This is a genomic window from Streptomyces sp. NPDC005202 (genome assembly GCF_040608235.1).
GTDB lineage: Bacteria > Actinomycetota > Actinomycetes > Streptomycetales > Streptomycetaceae > Streptomyces.
Genome location: NZ_JBEXHW010000005.1, coordinates 22,921 through 43,653, shown reverse-complemented (window position 1 = coordinate 43,653; position 20,733 = coordinate 22,921). Strand labels below are relative to the sequence as shown.

Sequence of the window (20,733 nt, the reverse complement as noted above, 5' to 3'; positions counted from 1 at the left end):
GACGGTCACTCCCGCTTGGCGACGGTCACGGCAGCCGGCCTCAGCTGCTGCTGGGCCTCTCCGTAGCCGGGGCGCAGCACCTGGACCACGGTGTTCGGTGCGGCGTCGGGGTCCTGGACCACGCCGACGACCTCGTGCCGGGTGGGGTCGAAGGCCACGCCCGTCTCGGCGTGGCGCGGGTAGCCGAGGCGTTCGAGGACGTTCACGGCCTGGTCGCGCACGGCCCGGACGCCCTCGACGATCGCGCCGGGGTCGGCGCCCGCGTGGCTCAGGGCGAGTTCGAGGTTGTCGATGACGGGCAGAAAGGCCGCGGCCGTGCGTGCCCGCTCCACGGCCCGTTCCCGCTCCAGCTCCCTGGCGTGGCGTTTGCGCAGGTTGTCGAGGTCGGCGAGGGCGCGGCGCCAGCGGTCCTCGACCTCCTTCAGCGCGGCTGCGTACTCGTCCTCGGGTGCGGCGGGGCCGGTCGCCGCGTCGGGCCCCGGCTCGGCCTGCGCGGTCTTTCAGGTCGGGGCGGGTCCGCTCTCGGGGCGGCCGCTGCTTCGGGGCCCGCTCTTCGTGCGCGCGCCGGCCCTGCTGTCCAGTCCGGCGAGCAGCCGGACCGCCTCGTCGGCGACATCGTCGTCGGCCACGACGTCGTACCGGCTGGGCTGCATGGAGCGGACCGAGGCGAAGTCCCGGCGACCGCCCTGCGCCGCGTGCAGCAGCAGGCCGAACAGGGCGCCGACGACCGCTCCGAAGATCAGTCCGTACAGGGCCAGCAGCAGGCCGGAGACGACCGGGTTGACCCAGTTGAGCAGGCCGAAGAGCGTCTGCGGGGCCTGGTAGTCCTTCACGTAGTCCTTGCCCGCGGTGTATCCGGTGTAGGGCACCGGCTGGAGCGTGTACGGATTGCGCGGGGCGTGCCCCATCCAGGGATGGTCGGGGTTGAACCATTCGGGCATCGAGAAGTACAGGCCGCGGTGGAGTTCGGGGGCGTACCGGCGGGACGCCTCGAAGAGTTCCTTGATCAGGTCCCGCTTGGGGCCCATCTTCACGGCGTTGCGGTCGGAGACCTTGGTGTCCCACAGGGCGAAGCCCTCGTGGTGCTTCGAGGTGAGCACGTGGTACTGGGCGCCGGCGTCCCGGAACAGTTCCACTCACGCCCGCGGGTCGAACTTCTCCGCGGTGAACCGCGGGATGAAGTCGTCGTAGGCGAAGTCCTCGCCGTACGTGTCCCGATGGTAGGCGTACACCGCGTTGCCCGGGTCCTGCAGGTGGTTCCAGTACCACTCGGCGTACTGCTTGCCGACGGGCGACCAGGCGGGGACGGAGTAGACGCCCCAGTGGATGAAGATGCCGAACTTGGCGGCCTGGAACCAGTACGGCGCCTGGTGTGCGGACAGGGAGGCCTCGGTGGGCCGGTAGTCGGCGACGCCGAGCGTCAACCTGCTTGTCCTGGCCGCCACCTGGGTGCCGCGTCCGGTGACGGTGACCGCGCCGTCCCGGGCGGTGCCGGGTGCGGTGCCCCGGATCGGCGGCCCGTGCGTCCGTCGGCGCGGTGAGCGGCAGGGCGGCCGAGGCGGCGACGCCCGCCGCGGCACCAGGACCTGACGTCTTGGATACATGCTCATGAGCGGCTCCCATTCATCGGATGTCTGATGATTGGACGGACCCCAGAGACTGTCAATGGGGCAGGGAACCAAGGGAGTTGATTTATTGATCGGATGACCTGCCGGTCGACGGCCCTCGCCCGACCGGCGCGCCGTGAAAAGGCCAAGAAGACCGATCCCCATCTCTCAGCGCGAGGGCCCCTCGACGCGGCGCCCGCATCCGGGCACAGTTCTCCCTACGTACCCACGAGTACGACCATGCCCGTCCCCTCCCGAGGAGCGCCCGTGACCAGCTGGGTCGGCCGGAGTGCCGCCGAGATCGCCGCCGCCGTACGCGAGAAGCGGGCCACGCCCCGCGAGGTGGTGGCCGAACACCTCGCCCGGATCGAGCGGCTCGACGGCCGCGTCGGCGCCTTCCGGACCGTCCGCGCCGAGGCGGCGCTGGCCGAGGCCGACGAGGTCGCGGCCCGGCCCGACCTGGACGAACTCCCCCTCGCGGGCGTGCCGGTGGCCGTCAAGGACAACCTCGCGGTGCGGGGCGAGTCCACGCGCATCGGGTCGGCCGCGACCCCGGACACGCCCGCCGAGGACGACCATGTCACCGTGGCCCGGCTGCGGGCGGCGGGCGCGGTGGTCGTCGGACTGACGAACGTGCCCGAACTGTGCGTCTTCGGCACCACGGAGGGTGTGCACGGCACCGCCCGCAACCCGTGGGACACCACCCGCACGGCGGGCGGCTCCTCGGGCGGCAGCGCGGCCGCGGTCGCCGCCGGGATGGTGCCGATCGCCCTGGGCAACGACGGCATGGGCTCGCTGCGCATCCCGGCCGCCAACTGCGGCCTGGTCACCATCAAGCCGGGCCACGGGGTGGTGCCTGCGGGCATCAGCGACGGCGACTGGTTCGGCATGTCCGAGAACGGCCCGCTCGCCACCACGGTCGAGGACGCCCGCCTGATGCTCTCCGTGCTGGCCGACACCGAGGTCGTGCGCCGGGAGGAGCCCGTCACCCGCACCATCGCCGTGTCCGTACGCAGCCCCCTGGCCGGTGTCACCATCAGCAAGCCGTACGCGGCCGCGGTACGGGACGCGGCCCGGGTGCTGGCCGGAGCGGGACACCGGGTGGTGCGCGCCGAGCCGCCGTATCCGCTGTCGCTGGGCGTCACCGCCCTGCAGCACTGGACGGCGGGCACGGCCGTGGACGCCGCGGGTCTCGACCCTCGGCGGCTGGCCCGGCGCACCCGGGTCCATGCCGCCGTCGGGCAGCGCTTCGTGAACGGGGTGCGCACGGGCGCCCAGCGGGAGCAGCTGCGCAGGCGGCTCGAGCCGTTCTTCGCCGAGCACGACGTGCTGCTCACCCCGACGCTGGCCCGCCGCTCCCCCAAGGCCGGGCCCTGGCACGAGCGGGGCTGGCTTCCCAACGTGCTGGCCAACAGCAACTACTCGCCGATGACGCCACCGTGGAACCTGACCGGCTGGCCCGCGATGTCGGTCCCGTTCGGCGCCCTGCCCTCCGGCGCGCCCTGCGCCGTACAACTCGTGGGCCGCCCGGGCTCGGAGGCGGATCTGCTCGACCTGGCGGAGCAGATCGAGCGGCTGCACCCGTGGCAGCGGACGGCCGGCCTGGCGTAGCGCCCGGACGCGGCGCAGCGCCAGGACGCGCCTCAGAGGGCCTTGTACATGATGTGCAGCCCCACCAGGCCGTGCCGGGGATGCTCGTACGCTTCCGGCACGGTGCCGAGGATGGTGAAGCCGAGGGAGGTCCACAGTCCGACAGCGGGGTTGGTCTCGACGACGGCGTTGAAGACCATGCCGCGGTAGCCATCGGCCTTGGCGGCCGCCAGGACGTGTTCGGCCAGCGCGCGGCCGATGCCCTGTCCGGCGTGGTCGGGGTCGACCATGAAGCCCGCGTTGGCGATGCGTGCGGCGGGGCCGCCGTAGTTGGGAGTGACGTAGGCGGAGCCGACGACGGCTCCGGTGGCGTCCTCGGCGACGTACACGCGTTTGGCCGGACTCATCCACAGGGCCCGGGCGTCCTCCTCGGAGGTGTCCGGGTCCCAGGCGTAGGTCTCGGCGGCGGCGACGATCCGGTGCCAGATGGGCCAGATCCGCGGCCAGTCCTCGGCCACGGCTTCTCTGATCAGCATGGGCGTGAGTCTCGCACGCCCATGCGGTCGGCGATCGCGATGGGTCCTGCCGGGTCAGTCCACGCTGGGCAGGATGTGCGGCTCGGCGAGGTCGTCCTCGTAGCCCGCCAGGCGGATCGGGGCGGACCGGGCCCACACGTCGAGGCTGCCGAGGTCCCCGGGCCGCCGGCCCACGCGTTCCGTGCGTTCCTCGGGGCGCTGATCGCGATTCGTCTTCTCCGGTGTCACCGCGCACTCCTTATGTGTCGGTCACCCTCGGGGCATCCCTGCCGGTCAGCCGTCCGGCACCTGGCGCCCGCTCGGGTCTGGGTCGAAGGCAGGTCGGACGCGGTGGCGCCGGCAACTCGGTTGCGAGCAGGCCGTTGTGGACCGGCTTGCCCCGGGACGGACCATGGGTGTGGTGGGAACCCCTTGGTGCTGTCCGTCTACTCCAGATTAACCAAATGAGCAGCCCCCCGCTCGATGGGGCCGCAAACAACGGGTAACTTTCTGAAGTCGGCCGTGTTCATTCAGCCCGTTACGGGTAATTTCGTCAGGTAATGCGCTGTCCAGAATTCACCCGACCGGCCTACATGAAGCTGCTGTCACGGACATCAGAGCGAAGGTTGTGCAGTTCAAGTGCCGTTGGCTGAGACGCAAGCTCGCCATGCTCTGCTGACCTACCGCAACGGCTGTCTCGCGGGAGGACTGACGCATGGAGCTGCGCAGCGTCGAGGAGCTGATGGACCTGCTGTACGCCTGCCGGGGCGCCGCCGACACGCCGGATCACGACGACCGGCCCGTCGACCTGCACGACCACGCCCTGCGCACCGCCGCACTGCTGCGTCGGCGCCGCCCCGCCGACAAGGAGCTCCAGGTGGCGGGCCTGGTGCACGACATCGGGCACCTGCTGCACCCTGCCGACGGGGCCGGAGCCGCTCACCGTGCGGCCGACGCGGTCCGCGGTCTGCTCGGCGAACGCGTCTGCCGCCTGGTACGGCACGCGGCCGCCCGGGACGGCGCCCCGAGCGACGCCGAAGCCCTGGCCGACGACGACGTCCTGACCCTGCGCCAGGCGGACGAGGAGGCCCGCACCGACGGCCTCGACGCCGGGGTCCTGGAGGACTGGCGGACGGTTCTGGAACTCGTGGCGGCGCGGGCCTCACGGCTGGGAGCCGTTGACTGACCCTCCGTCAGGGGACATCGTCCGGCCGGCTCTTCGTCTCGGGCATGGCCGATGCAGGCCCCCTGTGAGACCGTACGCCGGTGACGTCGTCCTACGGACTGCAGGGCAGGGCCGCCATCGTCACCGGCGGCACGCGCGGGATCGGGCTCGCGGTCGCGCGGGCGCTCGCCGGTGCCGGCGGGCTGGTGTGCGTGACCGCGCGGGACGCCGACGAGGTGCGGCGCACCGCCCGGGAGCTGGGCGGCATCGGACTGGCCGGCACGGTCGCCGATCCCGCCCGTCCGCGGGAGCTGACGGATCTGGTCCTGCGCGAGTTCGGCCGGATCGACGTCCTGGTCAACAACGCGGCGACCAAGCAGCCGTACGGTCCGCTCATGGACGTCGACGCGGACGCCTGGCGCGAGGCGTTCGCCGTCAACGTCGAGGCGCCCCTGCGGCTGGTGCAGTGCGCTGGCGGGCCTGGATGGCCGAGCACGGCGGCGCGGTGGTCAACCTCTGCACGGAGGGCGCCGGTCACGTCGGGCCGAACGTCGGCGCGTACGGCACCAGCAAGGCCGCCCTGCTGCACCTGACACAGCAGCTCGCCGGCGAGCTCGCGCCGAAGGTGCGGGTCAACTCCGTCTCCCCCGGGCTCGTCCGCACCGAGATGGCGCGCTTCGTGTGGGAGCCGGGCGAGGAGCAGGTGGCCGCCGGGCTGCCGCTGGGGCGGATCGGGGAGCCCGAGGACGTCGCGGAGGCCGTGCTGTGGCTGGTCTCCGATGCGGCGGCATGGGTCACCGGGGCCGATCTGCTGGTGGACGGGGGCACCCGCGTGCGGGCCGCGTCCACCCGGACCGCAGAGGCGGTGCACGACCGGCTACGGACGCAAGCGACGCCGCCGGCTCACCACTTGCCCGGCGCGTAGTCCTTCAGGAAGACGCCGTACAGGTCCTCGCCCGCCTCGCCGCGCACGATCGGATCGTAGACGCGGGCCGCGCCGTCGACCAGGTCGAGCGGGGCGTGGAAGCCGGCCTCGGCCAGGCGGACCTTGTCGGGGTGGGGACGCTCGTCGGTGATCCAGCCGGTGTCGACGGCCGTCATCAGGATGCGGTCCTTTTCGAACATCTCCTGGGCGCTGGTGCGCGTGAGCATGTTCAGGGCGGCCTTGGCCATGTTGGTGTGCGGGTGGCCGGCGCCCTTGTAGCCGCGGCCGAAGACACCCTCCATGGCGGAGACGTTCACGATGTAGGTGCGGCGGGCCGGCGAGGCCGCCATCGCCGCGCGCAGACGGCTGATGAGGATGAAGGGCGCCGTCGAGTTGCAGAGCTGGACCTCGAGCAGCTCGACCGGCGTGACCTCCTCCACCGTCTGGATCCAGCTGTTGGTGTCGTGCAGGTCGGGCACCAGCCCGCCCGCGTCGATCGCCGTGCCGGCCGCGATCCGTTCCAGGGACGCCGAGCCCGAGACCAGGGCCAGGTCCGTGACGTCCTGCGCGGTGAGCGCGCCGCCGCCCGCGACCGGCAGCGCGGCCACGGCACCGGAGCCGAAGGTGCCGATCACCTCGGCCGCCGGCAGCTCACCGGACGGCAGCGGGGCCGACTCGGCGGCGACCAGCTCGCTGTAGGCCTGCGGGGAGCGCCGTACGGTCTGGGCGGCGTTGTTGATCAGGATGTCCAGCGGGCCCTCGGCGGCCACCGAGTCGGCCAGCGCCACCACCTGCGCCGGGTCGCGCAGGTCGATACCGACGATCTTCAGTCGGTGGATCCACTCGTCGCTGTCGGGCTGGGCCTTGAAACGGCGGATCGCGTCGTTCGGGAAACGGGTCGTGATCGTCGTGTGCGCACCGTCGCGCAGCAGCCGCAGCGCGATGTACATGCCGATCTTGGCCCGGCCGCCGGTGAGCAGCGCCCGCTTGCCCGTCAGGTCGGTGCGGGCGTCGCGCCGGGCACGGTTCTCGGCGGCGCAGGCCGGGCAGAGCTGGTGGTAGAAGTAGTCGACCTCGACGTAGCGGGTCTTGCAGATGTAGCAGGAGCGCGGGCGCTGGAGTATGCCCGCGATCTGGCCCTCGGCGGTCCGGGAGGAGGGCAGGATGCCCTCGGTCTCGTCGTCGATGCGCTGGGCGGAGCCGGTCGCGGTGGCCTCCGTGACCGCCCTGTCGTGCGCGGTCTTGGCAGCCCGGCGCTCCTGGCGGCGGCGCTGCTTGACCGTGCGGTAGATGTGCGAGGTGGCCCGGCGCACCTTGATCGCGTCGGGGTGGTCGACCTCCAGCCGGTCGAGCTCCTCGAGCACGCTGAGGCAGACGGCGAGGCGCTCGGGGTCGATGCCGGGCCCGTACGCCACCTCGTCGCCCGGCCCGTACACCACCTCGTCCGTGGTCGCCGGGCCGTCCTCTGTCACCGTCATCGCGCTGCCGTTTCCCTGATCACCCGCGCAGCGCTCCGGTCGCGCCCGCTGTCGAACGCGGAATCTTACGGAGCGCCGGGCCGCACCGCCAAACCCGCGGCGATCAGGGCCCGCAGACCGTGATCAGCGTCTCCACCTCCTCGGACACGGCGTCGGCGAGCCGGTGGAGGTCCGGCACGGCCTTCGCGTCGGCGACCAGCCCGTAGTGGACGCGGCCGCGGTAGGTCGAGATCGCGACCGCCAGGGACTGGCCGCGGGCCAGCGGCGCGAAGGGGTAGACCTCGGTGAGCGGGTGGCCGCCCAGCTTCAGGCCGAGGCCCGGCAGCGGCACGCTGGTGACCAGGATGTCGAACCAGAGCCGGGCCGCTTGGCCGACCAGCGGTCCGCCCAGCCGGTGGCCGAGCGCGGGGACGTGGTCGGCGAGCAGCGCGACGGCACCCGCGCCCCGGTTGGGGCCGGCGTCCTTGTTGCGGTCCATGGCGGTGCGGACCGCGTCCAGGCGGCGCAGCGGGTCCGGGTCGCCGACGGGCAGCTCCATCAGGTAGCCGGAGAGCCGGTTGCCCTGGGGGTGGGCGGTGCGCGGGCGGCGCCTGGAGACCGGGATCAGGGCGCGGGGCGCGACGCCCTCGCTGCCGTCGCCGCGCTCGTCGAGCCAGCGGCGCAGGGCGCCGGCGACCACCGCGATCAGGACGTCGTTGACGGTGCCGCCCACAGCCTTGCGCACCAGGTGCACGTCGTCGATGTCGACGACCACGCCGGCGGTGCGGCGGGTTCCGGTGGGGGCGGCGGTGAGCGCAGGTGTGGAGCGTGTGGCGAGGGTGGAGCGGGCGACGGAGGCCCCGATGTCCAGGGCCCGGCCCACGTCGGACAGCGCGCCGCGCAGCAGCCCGGGCAGCTTGCGCACGTCGTCCAGCAAGCCGCGCGGGGGCTCGGCGCGACGGGGCCGAGGCGCGGGCATGTCCATCGGGTCAAGGACGGCCGCGGCGAGCGTCAGGGCGCGCAGGCCGTCGGCGAGGGCGTGGTGGAACTTGAAGAGCACGGCGAAGGACACGCCGTCCTTGCCGGGCAGCACGTGCGCCTCCCACGGCGGCCGGTCGCGTTCCAGCGGGCGTTCCATGAGCCGGCCGGCCACCGCCTGGAAGTCGGCGGTCGGGGCGTGCAGCCGGACGTGGTTGAGCGGGTCGAAGCCGGGGTCGGGCTCGCGGGCCGCGCCACCGAACGACAACGGCTGCCTGAGGCCGAGCGAGAGCGGCTGCCGCAGGTCGAGCGGCCGCCACACGTCCCGGATGCGCATGCGCAGCCCGGGCACGGCGGCCGCACGGGCCGCAAGCAGGTCGGCCGCGTGGGCACCGGCGGTGGGCGAGTGGGCCGTGAAGACCCCGAGCGCACCGAGGTGCATGGGGTGGTCGGCGGACTCGATGTTCCAGAACGCCAGGTCGAGTGGAGCGAGCAGGTCAGAAGTCAATGGCTTGCCTCGCGTCGACGGTGGGTGAGCCTGCAGTCAATCGCTCCCGGCCGATTACGGTCAAGTGCGATCAAGCTACGCTTAGTTAACAGCAGATTAAGTCCCGCCCCGGGGGAAAGGGGCGGGACACATGGGGTGCGTCGTGTCACTTCACCCCCGACGGGACGTCACTTCAGCGCAGGCGGCGCGGCCTGCGCCGATGTGCCCCACGCCGACGGCCGCGGGCCGACGGTGAAGTGGAGGGCGTCCAGCGAGCGCAGTGCGTCGGTGGTCAGATACGTCCGGTCGTACGTCACCCCGTTGGCGCGGGCCGTCTGGATGTAGCGGTCGGCCGAAGAGGTGCCGGGCGCCGTGATCGTCAGTCCGCCGCGCGGGTGGAAGCGGCGGTCCAGGCGGAGGTCGACGCGCTCGAAGACGGGAGTGGACAGGCCCCAGGTGTCGTAGCCGGGCTGCACCGGGAAGAGACCGATGGACGACAGCACGTTCCAGGCGGACATGGTGCCCAGGTCGTCGTTGCCGGTCAGACCGGTCGGCGTGTCGGTGAAGAGGGTCAGGGCGGCGTGCACCACGTCGGTCGTCTTCCACGGCTGACCCGTCGACAGGTAGGTGTACGGAGCGACGAGGTCGGGCTCGTTCTGCGGGTTGTACTTGTCGGTGTTGTAGTAGGCGTACGGTCCGTTGACCCACACCTCGCGGGCGGTGCGCGCCGGGTCCTTGAGCAGCTGGTCGTAGGCGAAGAACTCGTCGAGCCGGTCGTTGGCGGCCCGCGTGCCGCCGATCAGGCGCACCAGACCGGGCAGGTCCTGCGGCACCAGCCACTGGTACTGCCACGACGTGCCCTCGTGGAAGCCCACGCTCTGCGCCGGACTCCACGGTCCGGTGAAGGCGCCGAAGGTGTCGCGGGCGCGGAAGAAGCCGGTCGACGGGTCGAAGATGTTGCGGTAGTTCCGCGAGCGGGCGACGTACCGCTCGGCGTCCTCCCGGTGGCCGAGGTCGCGGGCCATCTGGGCGAGCACCGCGTCCGACAGGGCGTACTCCAGGGTCGCCGAGGCCCCGAAGGCGTAGTCCGAGTGACCGGACTTCGTGGGCTCGTGACCCTTGATGTACGGGGCGAAACCGCGGGCGATGTAGTCCGGGTTGGCGTTGCGGCCCACCGCCGACGAGTCGGCGGGCGGCACTTGGTCGGCGTTCCTCTTCAGCGCCCGGTACGCCCGCTCCTCGTAGCCGCCGAGCAGACCCTGCTGGTAGGCGTTGGTCAGGAACGGGGTGACCGGGTCGCCGGTCATGACGTTGGTCTCGACGGTGCCGTAGCCCCACTTGGGCAGCCAGCCGCTCTCCTCGGCGATCCTGATCACGGAGATCGCCATGTCGCGGGACTCGCGGGGCGCGAACAGGGCGAGGAACTCGGCCTGGGTGCGGTAGGTGTCCCACAGGGACCAGTTCTGGTAGTACGTGAAGCCCTTGGCCCGGTGCACGCGCTGGTCCCAGCCGGTGTAGCGGCCGTCGGCGTCGCTGCCGACGTTGGGTGCGAGGAATGACCGGTACAGCGCCGAGTAGAAGGTGCGGCGCACGGTGAGGTCCCCGCCGTACGTGCGCACGTCGTCGAGCCGGTCCTCCCAGGCGCGCCGGGCCGCGCCGCGGACGGTGTCGAACGAACGGCCGCCCTCCGCCGCGAGGTTGCCGGCCGCGCCCCGGGCGTCGACGTACGACAGGGAGGTGGTCGCCTCGACGGTGCGGTCCTTGGTGGTGTCGAAGCGGACGTAGGCGCCGCCGCGCCCGGTCCTCGCGCCCGCGGTCACGATGGGGCCGTCCCAGGTGCCGTGGGCGGTGAAGGGCCGGTCGAAGCGGGTGATGGTGTAGACGGTGTAGGGCCGGGTGTCCTTGCAGAAGCCGCGGCCCGTGATGGCGGTGCGCACGGTGCGGTTGTCGAGGATCTCCACCTCGGCGGAGACCGCCTTGTGCAGGGCCTGGGCCGCGTTCAGCAGGACGTTGGCCTTGCCGGTGGCCGGGAAGGTGTAGCGCTGCACACCGGTGCGGGCGGTCGCCGTCACCTCGGCCTTGATGCCCGACTCCAGCCCCACCCGGTAGTAGCCGGGGCTCGCCGCCTCGTCGTCGTGGCGGAAGGCGGCCGCGTACTTCGCGTAGTCCGTCTGCGTGACGTCACCGGTGGTCGGCAGCACCGGCAGGTCACCGCCCAGGCGGCAGCCGACACCGGAGAGGTGGACCAGGGAGAAGCCGCGGATGTGGTTCTGGGCGTAGTCGTAGCCGGTGCTGTGGCCGGTGTCCGGCGAGAGTTGCACCATGCCGAAGGGCACGGCCGCGCCGGGAAAGGTGTTGCCTTCGTTCGCGGTCCCGATGAACGGGTTGACCAGGTCGGTGAGCCGGCCGTCGCGCGGTTCGGCGGCCCGTGCGACGTCGGGAGCGGCGGACAGCGCGGACGCTGCCACCGCCCCCGCCATGCACAGGCGCAGGCGCCGGGTCCATCTCATGCAGGAAGCCCTCCAGAAGGAGACGTCGTTGCCTGCATGATCACGTCTGAAGGTCAGTCAGCCGGGCATCCCGCGGGTGTCGCGCGCGACGCGTCGCGGATCAGCGCCTCGTGCGCGGCCCTCAGACGCGCCGCGTCCGGCTTGAGGGCCCTGCGGTGATAGGTCATCAGACCGTTGAGCTCACCCTCGACGTCGCTGATCCGGGTGTGGACCGCGCCCGTTGCCGCCGCGGCACGCCAGTGCGCGCACCTCGTCCAGCTTCGTCAGGTAGTCGTCCGTGTACGTCGTCGGGTCGACGTCGACGTACGACTGCTGCACCGACCAGGCGTGGCCCGGCACCGCGAGGCCGAGACCGCCGTACTCGCCGCTGACCCGGGCGCGTCTGCCGTCGGGGTGGGGCGGCAAAGCGGGGCTGATGCAGCCGTGCTCGTCCATGATGTCGCCGGCGCCGCCGTCGGCCCCCAGGTTGAGTCCTGACATGCCGTTGACCAGCCGGGTCGGGTCCCACGCCGTGGCCTGCTCGGCGATGCGGGCCTCGTCGTACTGGCCCCAGCCGGCGTTGAAGGTGACCCACATGACGACCGACGGGCTGCTGATGTGCTCGTCGATCATCTCCTGCATCTCGCGCTCGTACTCGGCGCGGGCGGCGGCGCTCGGACCCACGCGTGGGACCGTTGCTCCAGAAGGTGCCGACAACGTTGCCATCCGCTCCGGTGAGGCCGCCCTCGCCGTCGTACCGCAGGTCGGCGGTGCCGCGGGCGGTGCCGCGTGCCGACGGTCAGCTCGACGGGGCGGGGAGGTCTGTTCGCGGTCCCAGTCGTCGACCCAGTGGTCGATGGTGAGCCGGCCGTCGATCCAGAGGCGGAAGCCGTTGTCGCCGGTGATCGAGAAGGTGTGGGGGCCGGTCTTCTCCGGGACGATCCGGCCGGTCCAGCGGATGCTGGCGTCGTCCGACCGTCCGGTGGTGAAGGCGAGGCGAGGCTCCAGGTTGTCGAAGTCGAGGTTCGGGTCGAATCCGGTGGCCTTCAGTTGGTGGAAGTCGAAGGCGCCGGGGCGGACTGGGTGTAGTACTCGCCCTTCAGGCCGTGGATCTCGACGGGGTCGTCGGCGGCGGCGCTCGCGGCGGGGCGGCGGTGAGTCCGGCGAGGCCGTGGGCCACGGCGAGCAATAAGCACGAGTCGGTTGGTCAGGCGGCTGGTGCGCACGGATCCTCCTGGCAGGAAGGAAGGCGGCTGTGTCTGCGTGCCCAGGTCGCGCGGGACGGCGGCCGGCCCGGAACAACGTTGTCATGGGGCAGCAGTGGGCATGACAACACTGATTCCGCCTTTCATCCAGGGACATGACACAACCGCGGAGATCCAAGTGGACCGGGCGTCCGGCACGCGCGCACCATGGTGGCGTCACTTCCGCGCCGTGCGAGCCCACCGCGACTGGCACCCTCCTGCAGAAGGGAAGTGAGGGAGATGCCGAAGGTCTCCCGGGAGACGGCCACCCAGGGTGGCGACTACGGTTCGGTCGTCGACCACTCCGAGGACCTCGACCCCTACACGGTGGACTTCCTGACGTTCCGCGAGGACATCGACCACACGCCGCTGCTCAGGGGGCTCCCGGACGGACGGTGCCAGTGCCCGCACTGGGGCTATGTCTTCAAGGGCGAGCTCGTCTTCCGCTACCCGGACCACGACGAGGTGTACCACGCCGGGGAGGCGTTCTACGCCCCGCCCGGGCACGTCCCCGTCCACACCGAGCCGGGCAGCGAATACCTCCAGTTCAGCCCGGCCGACGACCTGCGCCGGTCCAGCGAGGTCGTCATGACCCACTTCCCGCCCCTGTCCGGCTGAGCGGGCCGGCTCCTACGACACCCTCTGCCCCTTCCCCAGCGCGATCACCCCGCCCTTGGACACGGTGTACAGCTCCGCGTCCCGCTCCGCATTGACGCCGATCGTCGCGCCGGGCGGCACCTCGACGTTCTTGTCGAGGACCGCTCCGCGCACGATCGCCCCCCGGCCGATGTGGACGTTGTCGTGCAGCACCGAGCCCTTGACGACCGCCCCCGGGTCGACCAGCACGCCCGGCGAGAGCACGGACCGCGTGACCTGCCCCCGGATCAGGCAGCCGGCGCTGATGATCGACTCGCCGGCGATGCCGCCGGCGTTGAAGCGGGCCGGCGGGAGCTGGTTGGAGTGCGTGTAGATCGGCCAGCTGCGGTTGTAGAGGTTGAAGGCGGGGCGCTCGGCGATCAGGTCCATGTGGGCGTCGTAGTACGCGTCGAGGGTGCCGACGTCGCGCCAGTAGCCCTGGTCGCGGGTGGTCTCGCCGGGCACGTGGTTGGCGCTGAAGTCGTACAGCTGCGCCTCGCCGCGGTCGGTGAGCTGGGGCAGGATCGAGCCGCCCATGTCGTGCACCGAGTTCTCGTCCTCGGCGTCCCGGTGCAGCGCCTCGATCAGCGCCTTGGTGGTGAAGAGGTAGTTGCCCATGGAGGCGAAGACGCACTCGGGGTCGTCGGGCAGGCCCGGCGGGTCGGCGGGCTTCTCCAGGAAGCGCTCGACGGTCTGGCCGTCGGAGCCAGGGGTGATCACGCCGAAGGACGAGGATTCGGCGCGCGGCACCCGGATGCCGGCGACCGTGACGCCCGCGCCGCCCTCGATGTGCTGCTGGAGCATCTGCCACGGGTCCATGCGGTAGACGTGGTCGGCGCCGAAGACCGCGACGTAGTCGGGCTGTTCGTCGTAGATGAGGTTGAGCGACTGCAGGATCGCGTCGGCACTGCCCAGGTACCAGCGGGGGCCGAGCCGCTGCTGCGCCGGGACCGGGGTGACGTAGTTGCCGAGCAGGCTGGACATGCGCCAGGTGGTGGTGATGTGCCGGTCCAGCGAGTGCGACTTGTACTGGGTCAGGACGCAGATGCGCAGGATGTCGCCGTTGACGAGGTTGGAGAGGACGAAGTCGACGAGCCGGTAGGTGCCGCCGAAGGTGACCGCGGGTTTGGCCCGGTCCGCGGTCAGGGGCATCAGGCGCTTGCCTTCGCCGCCCGCCAGTACGATTCCGAGGACCGAAGGTCCGCCACGACGCATGGCCGCTCCCCTCACCCGGTTGAACCACTACTGCCCCTGAGCAGGGAGGACTAAGCCTGCTTGAGGATCTCCTCGTACAACCGCACCGTGTGCCGGGCGACCGTGTCCCAGCCGAACTCCTCCACCGCGCGCTCCCGGCCGGCCTCGCCCATCCGGCGTGCGGTCTCCGGGTCGCCGAGCACCCGGTCGAGGGCGCGGGCCAGGCCCGCTTCGAAGTCCTCGTCCACCGCTACGAGTACCCCGGTCCTGCCGTCCTCGACCACCTCGGGAATGCCGCCGACCCGGGAGGCCACCACGGGGGTGCCGCAGGCCATCGCCTCCAGATTGACGATGCCGAGCGGCTCGTACACCGAGGGGCAGACGAAGACGGCGGCGTGGGTGAGGAGCTGGATCACGTCCGGGCGCGGCAGCATCTGCGGGATCCAGTGCACGCCCTCACGGACCCGGCTCAGCTCCTGGTACAGATCGCGGAACTCCCGGTCGATCTCCGGCGTGTCGGGCGCCCCCGCGCACAGCACGACCTGCGCCGCCGGGTCGATGTCCCGCACCGCGCGCAGCAGGTGGGGCACGCCCTTCTGGCGGGTGATGCGGCCGACGAAGAGCACGTACGGCCGGTCCGGGTCGAGGCCGATCCGGGTGAGCGCGTCGGTGCCCGGGTCCGGCCGGTAGAGGGTGGCGTCGATGCCGTTGTGGATGACGTGTACCCGGGCCGGGTCGAGGTCGGGGTAGCAGCCGAGGATGTCCTCGCGCATGGCGCCGGAGACGGCGACGACGGCGTCGGCGGCCTCGATCGCGCTCCGCTCGGCCCAGCCGGACAGGGCGTATCCGCCGCCGAGCTGCTCGGCCTTCCAGGGGCGCAGGGGCTCCAGGGAGTGGGCGGTCATCACGTGCGGGACGCCGTACAGGAGCTTGGAGAGGTGGCCGCCGAGGTTGGCGTACCAGGTGTGGGAGTGGACGAGTTCGCGGCCTTTGAGGGCGGCGGTCATGGAGAGGTCCACGGAGAAGGTGCGCAGCGCGTCGTTGGCGCCGTCCAGCGTGGACCAGGGACGGTGGCGCACCACGCCGTCCGCGCGTCCCTCGCCCCAGCAGTGCACCTCAAGGTCGACGAGCGGTCTCAACTCCCGCGCGAGGAACTCGACGTGGACGCCCGCACCGCCGTACACGTCCGGCGGGTACTCCCGGGTCAGAAGTCCCACTCGCACCCGCAACCCCCTGTCTCAGCGGCCGGTTCCCTCATGGTCACCCAGATGCGGCACGTGGGGAAGAGCGCGGCGCTCGTGTGAAACAACAGTCACCGCAGACCCCGCCGCCGGGGACACGGTAGTAGAGGCAGCAGCTGCGGCGCCGGAAGTTCGCGCCGGTGAGCGTGCCGGTCCCGGCCAGGAAGGGGTGCGCAAGGAGCCGCGCGGCGAGGTCCCGGGCGCGGTCGCCCGCCTCCGGACGGCCGCCGGCCCGCGCCCACCTCTCCAGCTGGCGCGCCGCTCCCGCCAGCGCGGACGCCGCGTTGCCCCACAGCAGTCCCGGTGCGATCCGGTGACGGGCGCGCAAGGCGGCCGCCAGGGGCTGGAGGTGGCCTTGCAGGACGACGTCGGCGACCGTCGCCGCGTCCCCGGGCAGCGGGCGCACCTCGGCGAGGTACAAATCGTCGGGGGCGCTGCCGGCGGGATCCCAGTGCAACAGGCGCGGGCCGAGGTCGGGGATGCGCCCGTACAGGGCGGCGCAGCCCAGCGCGGCGGACCACAGCCGGGCCGCGAGCGCCTGCTGCGCCACCGAGGCGGCGATGCGAGGTTCGGGGGCGCGGATGCCGTCGGCCACCTTGCGGATACGCGTCGTCAGGGGATTTCCGTAGGCGTCCGACGCCTCGTCCGCGTAGGCCTGGGCCAGCGTGGGCAGCGGGCCGTGCGGTGCGCCGCCCGTGCGCAGGAGGAAGAAGCCCCCGAGGGGGCGGAGCGCGGCGAGATCGGGGTCGAGGTCCATGAAGAGCAGTAGTACCAAGGCCCCTAGGGGGTGCCACCGGGGGTCTCCGCCCCGTGTCGCCCACCTGGGGGAGGACGGCGTTTCGCCCACCTGGGGGAGGACGGCGTTCGAGGCGTACTCCATCGGCAGTAGGACCCATTGCCTGCTCAGGGACGACGACGGCAAGAGATCGGCACAGCAAGGTGTTCGTCATGGAAGCCGACCGTTCGTCGCGCAGGGGTCACCGCCCCCGCCTCACGCAGGGGAGCAGCTCATGAGCGCCCTCGCGTTGTCCGTGCTGCTGTCGCTGGTCTCCGCCGTCGCCTACGCCGGCGGGGCGATCGTGCAGGAGCAGGTCGCGGTGTCCTCCCCCGGCGAGCAGTACGCGCCGCTGCGCCGGCCGGCCTGGTGGGCGGCGGTGGCGCTGAACGGGCTCGGCGGGCTGCTGCACGTGGTGGCCCTGGCCTGCGGTCCGCTCAGCCTGGTCCAGCCGCTGGGCGCGCTGACCATCGTGTTCGCGCTGCCCATGGCGGCCCTGTTCGTCGGCCGCAGGGCGGGCGCCACCGCCTGGCGGGGCGCGATCATGGCGACGGTGGGGCTCGCGGGCCTGCTGTCCCTGGTGGGCGTGTCCGATGCGCAGTCGCTGGACACCGCGCAGCGGGTGGCCGTGGCCGTGGTCACCGGCGGTGTGGTCGTGGCCCTGATGGTCGCGGGCCGGGCGGCGCACCGGCACCCGGCGGTGCGCAGCGTGCTGCTCGCCACAGCCTCCGGCATCGCCTTCGGCATGTCCTCGGTGTTCACCAAGACGGTCGCGGTCGACTGGACCGACGGGGTCTCGCCGGCGGACATGCCGTCCCTGGCCGTGATAGGTGTGCTGGCCACGGCCGGCGTGCTGCTGTCGCAGGCGTCCTACCGGGGCGGCGGACTCGCGGCGCCGCTGGCCACCCTGACGGTGGTGAACCCGGTGGTGGCGGCCGCGGTCGGCATCACGATGTTCGGCGAAACCTTCCGCTACGCCACCACGGGCACGGTGCTCGCCCTCGGCTGCGGCGTCGTGGCGGCGGGCGGCCTCATCCTGCTCACGACCGAGCGCATCGAGCGCACCGCTCCGGTGGAGCTCGCCGGGACCGTGCCCCCTCAAGAGCTGCTTGCCGAGATCCCCGAGATCCCCGAGCGGCCCGGGGCCGCGCTGGAGGACGTCTTCGTCCCGTCCGCGCCGCCTCAGGACGCGGTGCCGTACGAGCAGGACGAACCGCCGCTCACCCTCGGCCCCTTCTACGGCGGCCTGTACGTCCCGATGCCCGTCCTGGACCGGCATCGCACGCGCGTCAGATCCTGACCCCACCGGCCCGGAGATAGGCGACCGGGTCGATGTCCGTACCGAAGCCGGGCCCCGTCCGCACTTCGAAGTGCAGATGCGGGCCCGTGGCGTTGCCCGTGGCCCCCGAGCGGCCGATGCGCCGGCCGCCGGTCACCGACTGCCCGGCCCGCACGGAGATCGCCGACAGGTGCCCGTACTGGGTGTAGCGTCCGTCGGCGTGCCGGATCACCACCTGGTAGCCGTACGCGCCGCCCCAGCCGGCGCTGACCACCCGGCCGGCCTCGACCGCCTTCACGGACGTGCCGGTGGGCACTTCGAAGTCGACACCGGTGTGGTAGCCCTTCGACCAGTGGGCGCCGGCCGCGTGGTACGAGGTGCCGACGGGGCCGTTCACGGGGGCGACGACGGTGTGCGAGGCGGAGTGGGACCTGCTCTCCGTCCCGGCGGCGGTCTTCGCCGCCTTGGACCGGTGCGTGGAGGCGGACGCCTCTTCCTTGTGCGGTGCGGACGTCGGACGGAGCGCAAGCCGCTGCCCCGGCAGGATCAGGTCCGGGTCGGCGCCGACCGTCGTGCGGTTCGCGGCGTACAACTGCCGCCAACCGCCCGGGACATGACGTTCCTCGGCGATGCCGGAGAGGGTGTCACCGCGGACCACCGTGTACATCTCGGCGGTCCCGGCCCGGGACTGGGGCGTGGTCTGCGGCTGCACGTCGCTCACGGAGCTCTTGGCGCTCTTGGCGCTCTTGGCGCTCTTGGCGCTCTTGGCGCTCTTCACGGTCCGGGCCGGCGTACCGGCCGGGTGGACATCGGGAGTTGCGCCGCCCCGGGTCAGACCGGCCCGGACCGAACACACCGGCCAGGCGCCGGGACCCTGCCCGTCGAGCACCTTCTCCGCCACGGCGATCTGCTGGTCCTTGGTGGCCAGGTCCGCGCGCGGAGCGTACCTCGTGCCGCCGTAGGCCTCCCAGGTGGACTGGGTGAACTGCAGTCCGCCGTAATAGCCGTTGCCGGTGTTGATGCTCCAGTTGTCGCTCGACTCGCAGGCGGCGACCTTGTGCCAGGTGGACACGTCGGCCGCGTGGGCGGCACCGGCGCCGACGAGCGGGATCGCCATACCGGCGCCCGCCGTGACGGTGAGTGAGGCGCGGTTGATCCTGTTCGGCTGATACCGGCGGTGCCGACCGCGTACGGCCATGTCTCCAGCCCCCTCGACATGCGTCAGGAGGGGCAAAAGTAAACGCCGTAAACAGGCCATGACAAGACGGCTATCGGCCGCTTCGTCACCCCAAGTGGCCGGTACGGGACCTCCGTTGGCCTCCGTTGGCCGGATCGGCCGGGAGCGCGGTGAGCCACAGGGCACCTGCCGTGCGTAATGAAGCCTGTCGGGTCCGGATGTGCGGTCGCCGTACCGGCACGTCAGGATGGTCGAAGGGCAAGGAAGGGCAATACTGACGGGCACGGTCGGCACCACCGACGGCAGGACCTACGCGATCTACTGAATCTTTGAGGAGCAGGCGGTATGAGCACAACAGCCCAGATCGGCGTCACGGGGCTCGCGGTCATGGGCCGCAACCTCGCCCGCAACTTCGCGCGCAACGGCTACACGGTCGCGGTGCACAACCGGACGGCGTCGCGGACGCACGCCCTGGTGGAGGAGTTCGGGCACGAGGGCGACTTCATCGCGGCCGAGACCGCCAAGGAGTTCGTGGCGGCGCTGGAGCGGCCGCGCCGCCTGGTCATCATGGTCAAGGCCGGTGACCCGACCGACGCGGTGATCCAGGAGTTCGCGCCGCTGCTCGAGCCCGGCGACATGATCATCGACGGCGGCAACGCGCACTTCGCGGACACCCGGCGCCGGGAGCGCGAGCTGCGCGAGCAGGGCATCCACTTCGTCGGCGCGGGCATCTCCGGCGGTGAGGAGGGCGCGCTGCACGGGCCGAGCATCATGCCGGGCGGTTCGAAGGAGTCGTACGAGTCGCTCGGCCCGATGCTGGAGAAGATCTCCGCGAAGGCGGCGGACGGGGCGCCGTGCGTCACCCACGTGGGGCCGGACGGCGCCGGGCACTTCGTGAAGATGGTGCACAACGGCATCGAGTACGCCGATATGCAGCTGATCGGCGAGGCCTACCAGTTGCTGCGCGACGTCGCCGGATACTCCCCCGCGCAGATTGCCGAAATCTTCCGCACCTGGAACACGGGCCGTCTGGATTCGTACCTGATCGAGATCACGGCGGAGGTGCTGTCCCACGTGGACGCGGCGACGGGCAAGCCGTTCGTCGACGTCGTGCAGGACCAGGCCGAGCAGAAGGGCACCGGCCGCTGGACGGTCCAGATCGCGCTCGACCTGGGCGTCCCGGTGTCCGGCATCGCCGAGGCGGTCTTCGCCCGCTCCCTGTCCGGCCACACGGCGCTGCGCGAGGCCTCGCGGGGCCTGGCCGGGCCGAAGGCCTCGCCGCTGAGCGAGTCGGAGGCGTCCGCGTTCGCCGACCGGGTGGAGCAGGCGCTGTACGCCTCGAAGATCGTGTCGTACACGCAGGGCTTCCACGAGATCGCCGCGGGCAGCGAGGAGTACGACTGGGGGATCGACCTCGGCGCCGTCTCCTCGATCTGGCGTGGCGGCTGCATCATCCGCGCGGCCTTCCTGGACCGCATCCGCGCCGCCTACGACGCCCGGCCCGACCTGCCGAGCCTGCTGTCCGACGAGACGTTCGCGCAGGAGATCGCCGCCGCGCAGGACGACTGGCGCGAGGTGCTGGTCGCCGCGACCCGCCAGGGCGTCCCGACGCCCGGCTTCGCCGCGGCCCTCGCCTACTACGACGCCCTGCGCGCCGAGCGCCTCCCGGCCGCCCTCACCCAGGGGCAGCGCGACTTCTTCGGCGCGCACACCTACCGGCGCGTCGACCGCGACGGCTCCTTCCACACGCTGTGGGGCGGGGACCGGTCGGAGGTGTCCGCGTAGGCGGACGGCAGGGCCGAGCCGGAGGTCGCACGGCGGCACGCGTCGGGCACAGCCACACCGGTACGCACCCGCGGCACGCGTCCGCCACAACCACACCGGTACGCACCCGCGGCACGCGTCCGCCACAACCACACCGGTACGCACCCGCGGCACGCGTCCGCCACAGCCACACCGGTACGCACCCGCCGT

14 protein-coding genes and 4 pseudogenes are annotated in these 20,733 nt (G+C 72.1%); 6 read left to right on the top strand and 12 right to left on the bottom strand.

From position 1 onward, the window contains the following. Window positions 1-5: 5 nt before the first annotated feature. Window positions 6-485: pseudogene (locus tag ABZV31_RS11435) on the bottom strand (nucleotide exchange factor GrpE); the annotation flags it as partial. Between the two features lie 15 nt (window positions 486-500). Beyond that, window positions 501-1,604 (bottom strand): annotated as a pseudogene (locus tag ABZV31_RS11430) (alpha-L-fucosidase). Between the two features lie 270 nt (window positions 1,605-1,874). On the opposite strand from ABZV31_RS11430, the gene ABZV31_RS11425 reads away from it, so the two are divergent. Further along, complete coding sequence (locus ABZV31_RS11425) at window positions 1,875-3,218, top strand: amidase (RefSeq protein ID WP_355891343.1); 1,344 nt, start codon at window positions 1,875-1,877, stop codon at window positions 3,216-3,218. Between the two features lie 32 nt (window positions 3,219-3,250). Here ABZV31_RS11425 and ABZV31_RS11420 read toward each other — a convergent pair whose 3' ends face one another. Together ABZV31_RS11420 and ABZV31_RS11415 are read right to left on the bottom strand one after the other, a co-directional pair. Next, the gene (locus ABZV31_RS11420) at window positions 3,251-3,733 is read right to left on the bottom strand and encodes a GNAT family N-acetyltransferase (protein ID WP_355891340.1); all 483 of its coding nucleotides are present in this window, start codon (window positions 3,731-3,733) and stop codon (window positions 3,251-3,253) included. 54 nt (window positions 3,734-3,787) lie between these two features. After that, entirely contained in the window at window positions 3,788-3,961 is a 174-nt protein-coding gene (locus ABZV31_RS11415) for a hypothetical protein (RefSeq protein ID WP_355891337.1), read from the bottom strand. A 466-nt stretch (window positions 3,962-4,427) separates the two neighbouring features. Between ABZV31_RS11415 and ABZV31_RS11410 the strand changes: the two genes are divergently transcribed. Continuing rightward, window positions 4,428-4,898: a hypothetical protein gene (locus ABZV31_RS11410; RefSeq protein ID WP_355891334.1), complete on the top strand. Its 471-nt coding sequence runs from the start codon at window positions 4,428-4,430 to the stop codon at window positions 4,896-4,898. Window positions 4,899-4,978: 80 nt separating this feature from the next. Then, window positions 4,979-5,802, top strand: a pseudogene (locus ABZV31_RS11405) (SDR family oxidoreductase). Here the strand turns inward: ABZV31_RS11405 and ABZV31_RS11400 are convergent. The 4 genes and pseudogenes from ABZV31_RS11400 to ABZV31_RS11385 all read right to left on the bottom strand — a co-directional run bounded on the left by ABZV31_RS11400 (window position 5,781) and on the right by ABZV31_RS11385 (window position 12,403). Further along, window positions 5,781-7,280, bottom strand: a complete 1,500-nt coding sequence (locus ABZV31_RS11400) for an SDR family NAD(P)-dependent oxidoreductase (RefSeq protein ID WP_355891332.1) — start codon at window positions 7,278-7,280, stop codon at window positions 5,781-5,783. The pseudogene ABZV31_RS11405 and the gene ABZV31_RS11400 sit on opposite strands and share 22 nt — an antisense overlap. Before the next feature lie 103 nt (window positions 7,281-7,383). Continuing rightward, complete coding sequence (locus tag ABZV31_RS11395; RefSeq protein WP_355891329.1) at window positions 7,384-8,745, bottom strand: wax ester/triacylglycerol synthase family O-acyltransferase; 1,362 nt, start codon at window positions 8,743-8,745, stop codon at window positions 7,384-7,386. A 167-nt stretch (window positions 8,746-8,912) separates the two neighbouring features. Beyond that, window positions 8,913-11,234 (bottom strand): GH92 family glycosyl hydrolase, encoded by a 2,322-nt coding sequence (locus tag ABZV31_RS11390; RefSeq protein WP_355891326.1) that lies wholly within the window; start codon window positions 11,232-11,234, stop codon window positions 8,913-8,915. Between the two features lie 53 nt (window positions 11,235-11,287). Beyond that, window positions 11,288-12,403, bottom strand: a pseudogene (locus ABZV31_RS11385) (PA14 domain-containing protein). Window positions 12,404-12,697: 294 nt separating this feature from the next. Here ABZV31_RS11385 and ABZV31_RS11380 point away from each other — a divergent pair. After that, on the top strand, window positions 12,698-13,075 hold the full coding sequence (locus ABZV31_RS11380; protein WP_355891324.1) for a hypothetical protein: 378 nt from the start codon (window positions 12,698-12,700) through the stop codon (window positions 13,073-13,075). Between the two features lie 12 nt (window positions 13,076-13,087). Here ABZV31_RS11380 and glgC read toward each other — a convergent pair whose 3' ends face one another. The 3 genes from glgC to ABZV31_RS11365 are packed head-to-tail and all read right to left on the bottom strand — an operon-like array spanning window position 13,088 to window position 16,285. Further along, window positions 13,088-14,308, bottom strand: coding sequence for a glucose-1-phosphate adenylyltransferase (gene glgC / locus ABZV31_RS11375; protein ID WP_355891322.1), 1,221 nt, complete (start codon window positions 14,306-14,308; stop codon window positions 13,088-13,090). Between the two features lie 50 nt (window positions 14,309-14,358). Then, window positions 14,359-15,510: a glycogen synthase gene (glgA, locus tag ABZV31_RS11370; RefSeq protein ID WP_355891319.1), complete on the bottom strand. Its 1,152-nt coding sequence runs from the start codon at window positions 15,508-15,510 to the stop codon at window positions 14,359-14,361. A gap of 37 nt (window positions 15,511-15,547) precedes the next feature. Further along, window positions 15,548-16,285 (bottom strand): (2Fe-2S)-binding protein, encoded by a 738-nt coding sequence (locus ABZV31_RS11365; protein ID WP_355891316.1) that lies wholly within the window; start codon window positions 16,283-16,285, stop codon window positions 15,548-15,550. 253 nt (window positions 16,286-16,538) lie between these two features. Between ABZV31_RS11365 and ABZV31_RS11360 the strand changes: the two genes are divergently transcribed. Beyond that, entirely contained in the window at window positions 16,539-17,603 is a 1,065-nt protein-coding gene (locus ABZV31_RS11360; protein ID WP_355891314.1) for a DMT family transporter, read from the top strand. Here the strand turns inward: ABZV31_RS11360 and ABZV31_RS11355 are convergent. After that, the gene (locus tag ABZV31_RS11355; RefSeq protein ID WP_355891311.1) at window positions 17,593-18,780 is read right to left on the bottom strand and encodes a transglycosylase family protein; all 1,188 of its coding nucleotides are present in this window, start codon (window positions 18,778-18,780) and stop codon (window positions 17,593-17,595) included. The genes ABZV31_RS11360 and ABZV31_RS11355 overlap by 11 nt on opposite strands. Before the next feature lie 324 nt (window positions 18,781-19,104). Here ABZV31_RS11355 and gndA point away from each other — a divergent pair, with 324 nt between their 5' ends. Next, complete coding sequence (gene gndA / locus ABZV31_RS11350; protein WP_355891309.1) at window positions 19,105-20,544, top strand: NADP-dependent phosphogluconate dehydrogenase; 1,440 nt, start codon at window positions 19,105-19,107, stop codon at window positions 20,542-20,544. Window positions 20,545-20,733: the final 189 nt, after the last annotated feature.

Bases quoted from the DNA above. Each gene is read 5' to 3' on its own strand.
- ABZV31_RS11420 (WP_355891340.1), bottom strand. From the start codon at position 3,733: ATGCTGATCAGAGAAGCCGTGGCCGAGGACTGGCCGCGGATCTGGCCC.
- ABZV31_RS11410 (WP_355891334.1), top strand. From the start codon at position 4,428: ATGGAGCTGCGCAGCGTCGAGGAGCTGATGGACCTGCTGTACGCCTGC.
- ABZV31_RS11400 (WP_355891332.1), bottom strand. From the start codon at position 7,280: ATGACGGTGACAGAGGACGGCCCGGCGACCACGGACGAGGTGGTGTAC.
- ABZV31_RS11390 (WP_355891326.1), bottom strand. From the start codon at position 11,234: ATGAGATGGACCCGGCGCCTGCGCCTGTGCATGGCGGGGGCGGTGGCA.
- ABZV31_RS11380 (WP_355891324.1), top strand. From the start codon at position 12,698: ATGCCGAAGGTCTCCCGGGAGACGGCCACCCAGGGTGGCGACTACGGT.
- glgC (WP_355891322.1), bottom strand. From the start codon at position 14,308: ATGCGTCGTGGCGGACCTTCGGTCCTCGGAATCGTACTGGCGGGCGGC.
- ABZV31_RS11365 (WP_355891316.1), bottom strand. From the start codon at position 16,285: ATGGACCTCGACCCCGATCTCGCCGCGCTCCGCCCCCTCGGGGGCTTC.
- ABZV31_RS11360 (WP_355891314.1), top strand. From the start codon at position 16,539: ATGAGCGCCCTCGCGTTGTCCGTGCTGCTGTCGCTGGTCTCCGCCGTC.
- ABZV31_RS11355 (WP_355891311.1), bottom strand. From the start codon at position 18,780: ATGGCCGTACGCGGTCGGCACCGCCGGTATCAGCCGAACAGGATCAAC.
- gndA (WP_355891309.1), top strand. From the start codon at position 19,105: ATGAGCACAACAGCCCAGATCGGCGTCACGGGGCTCGCGGTCATGGGC.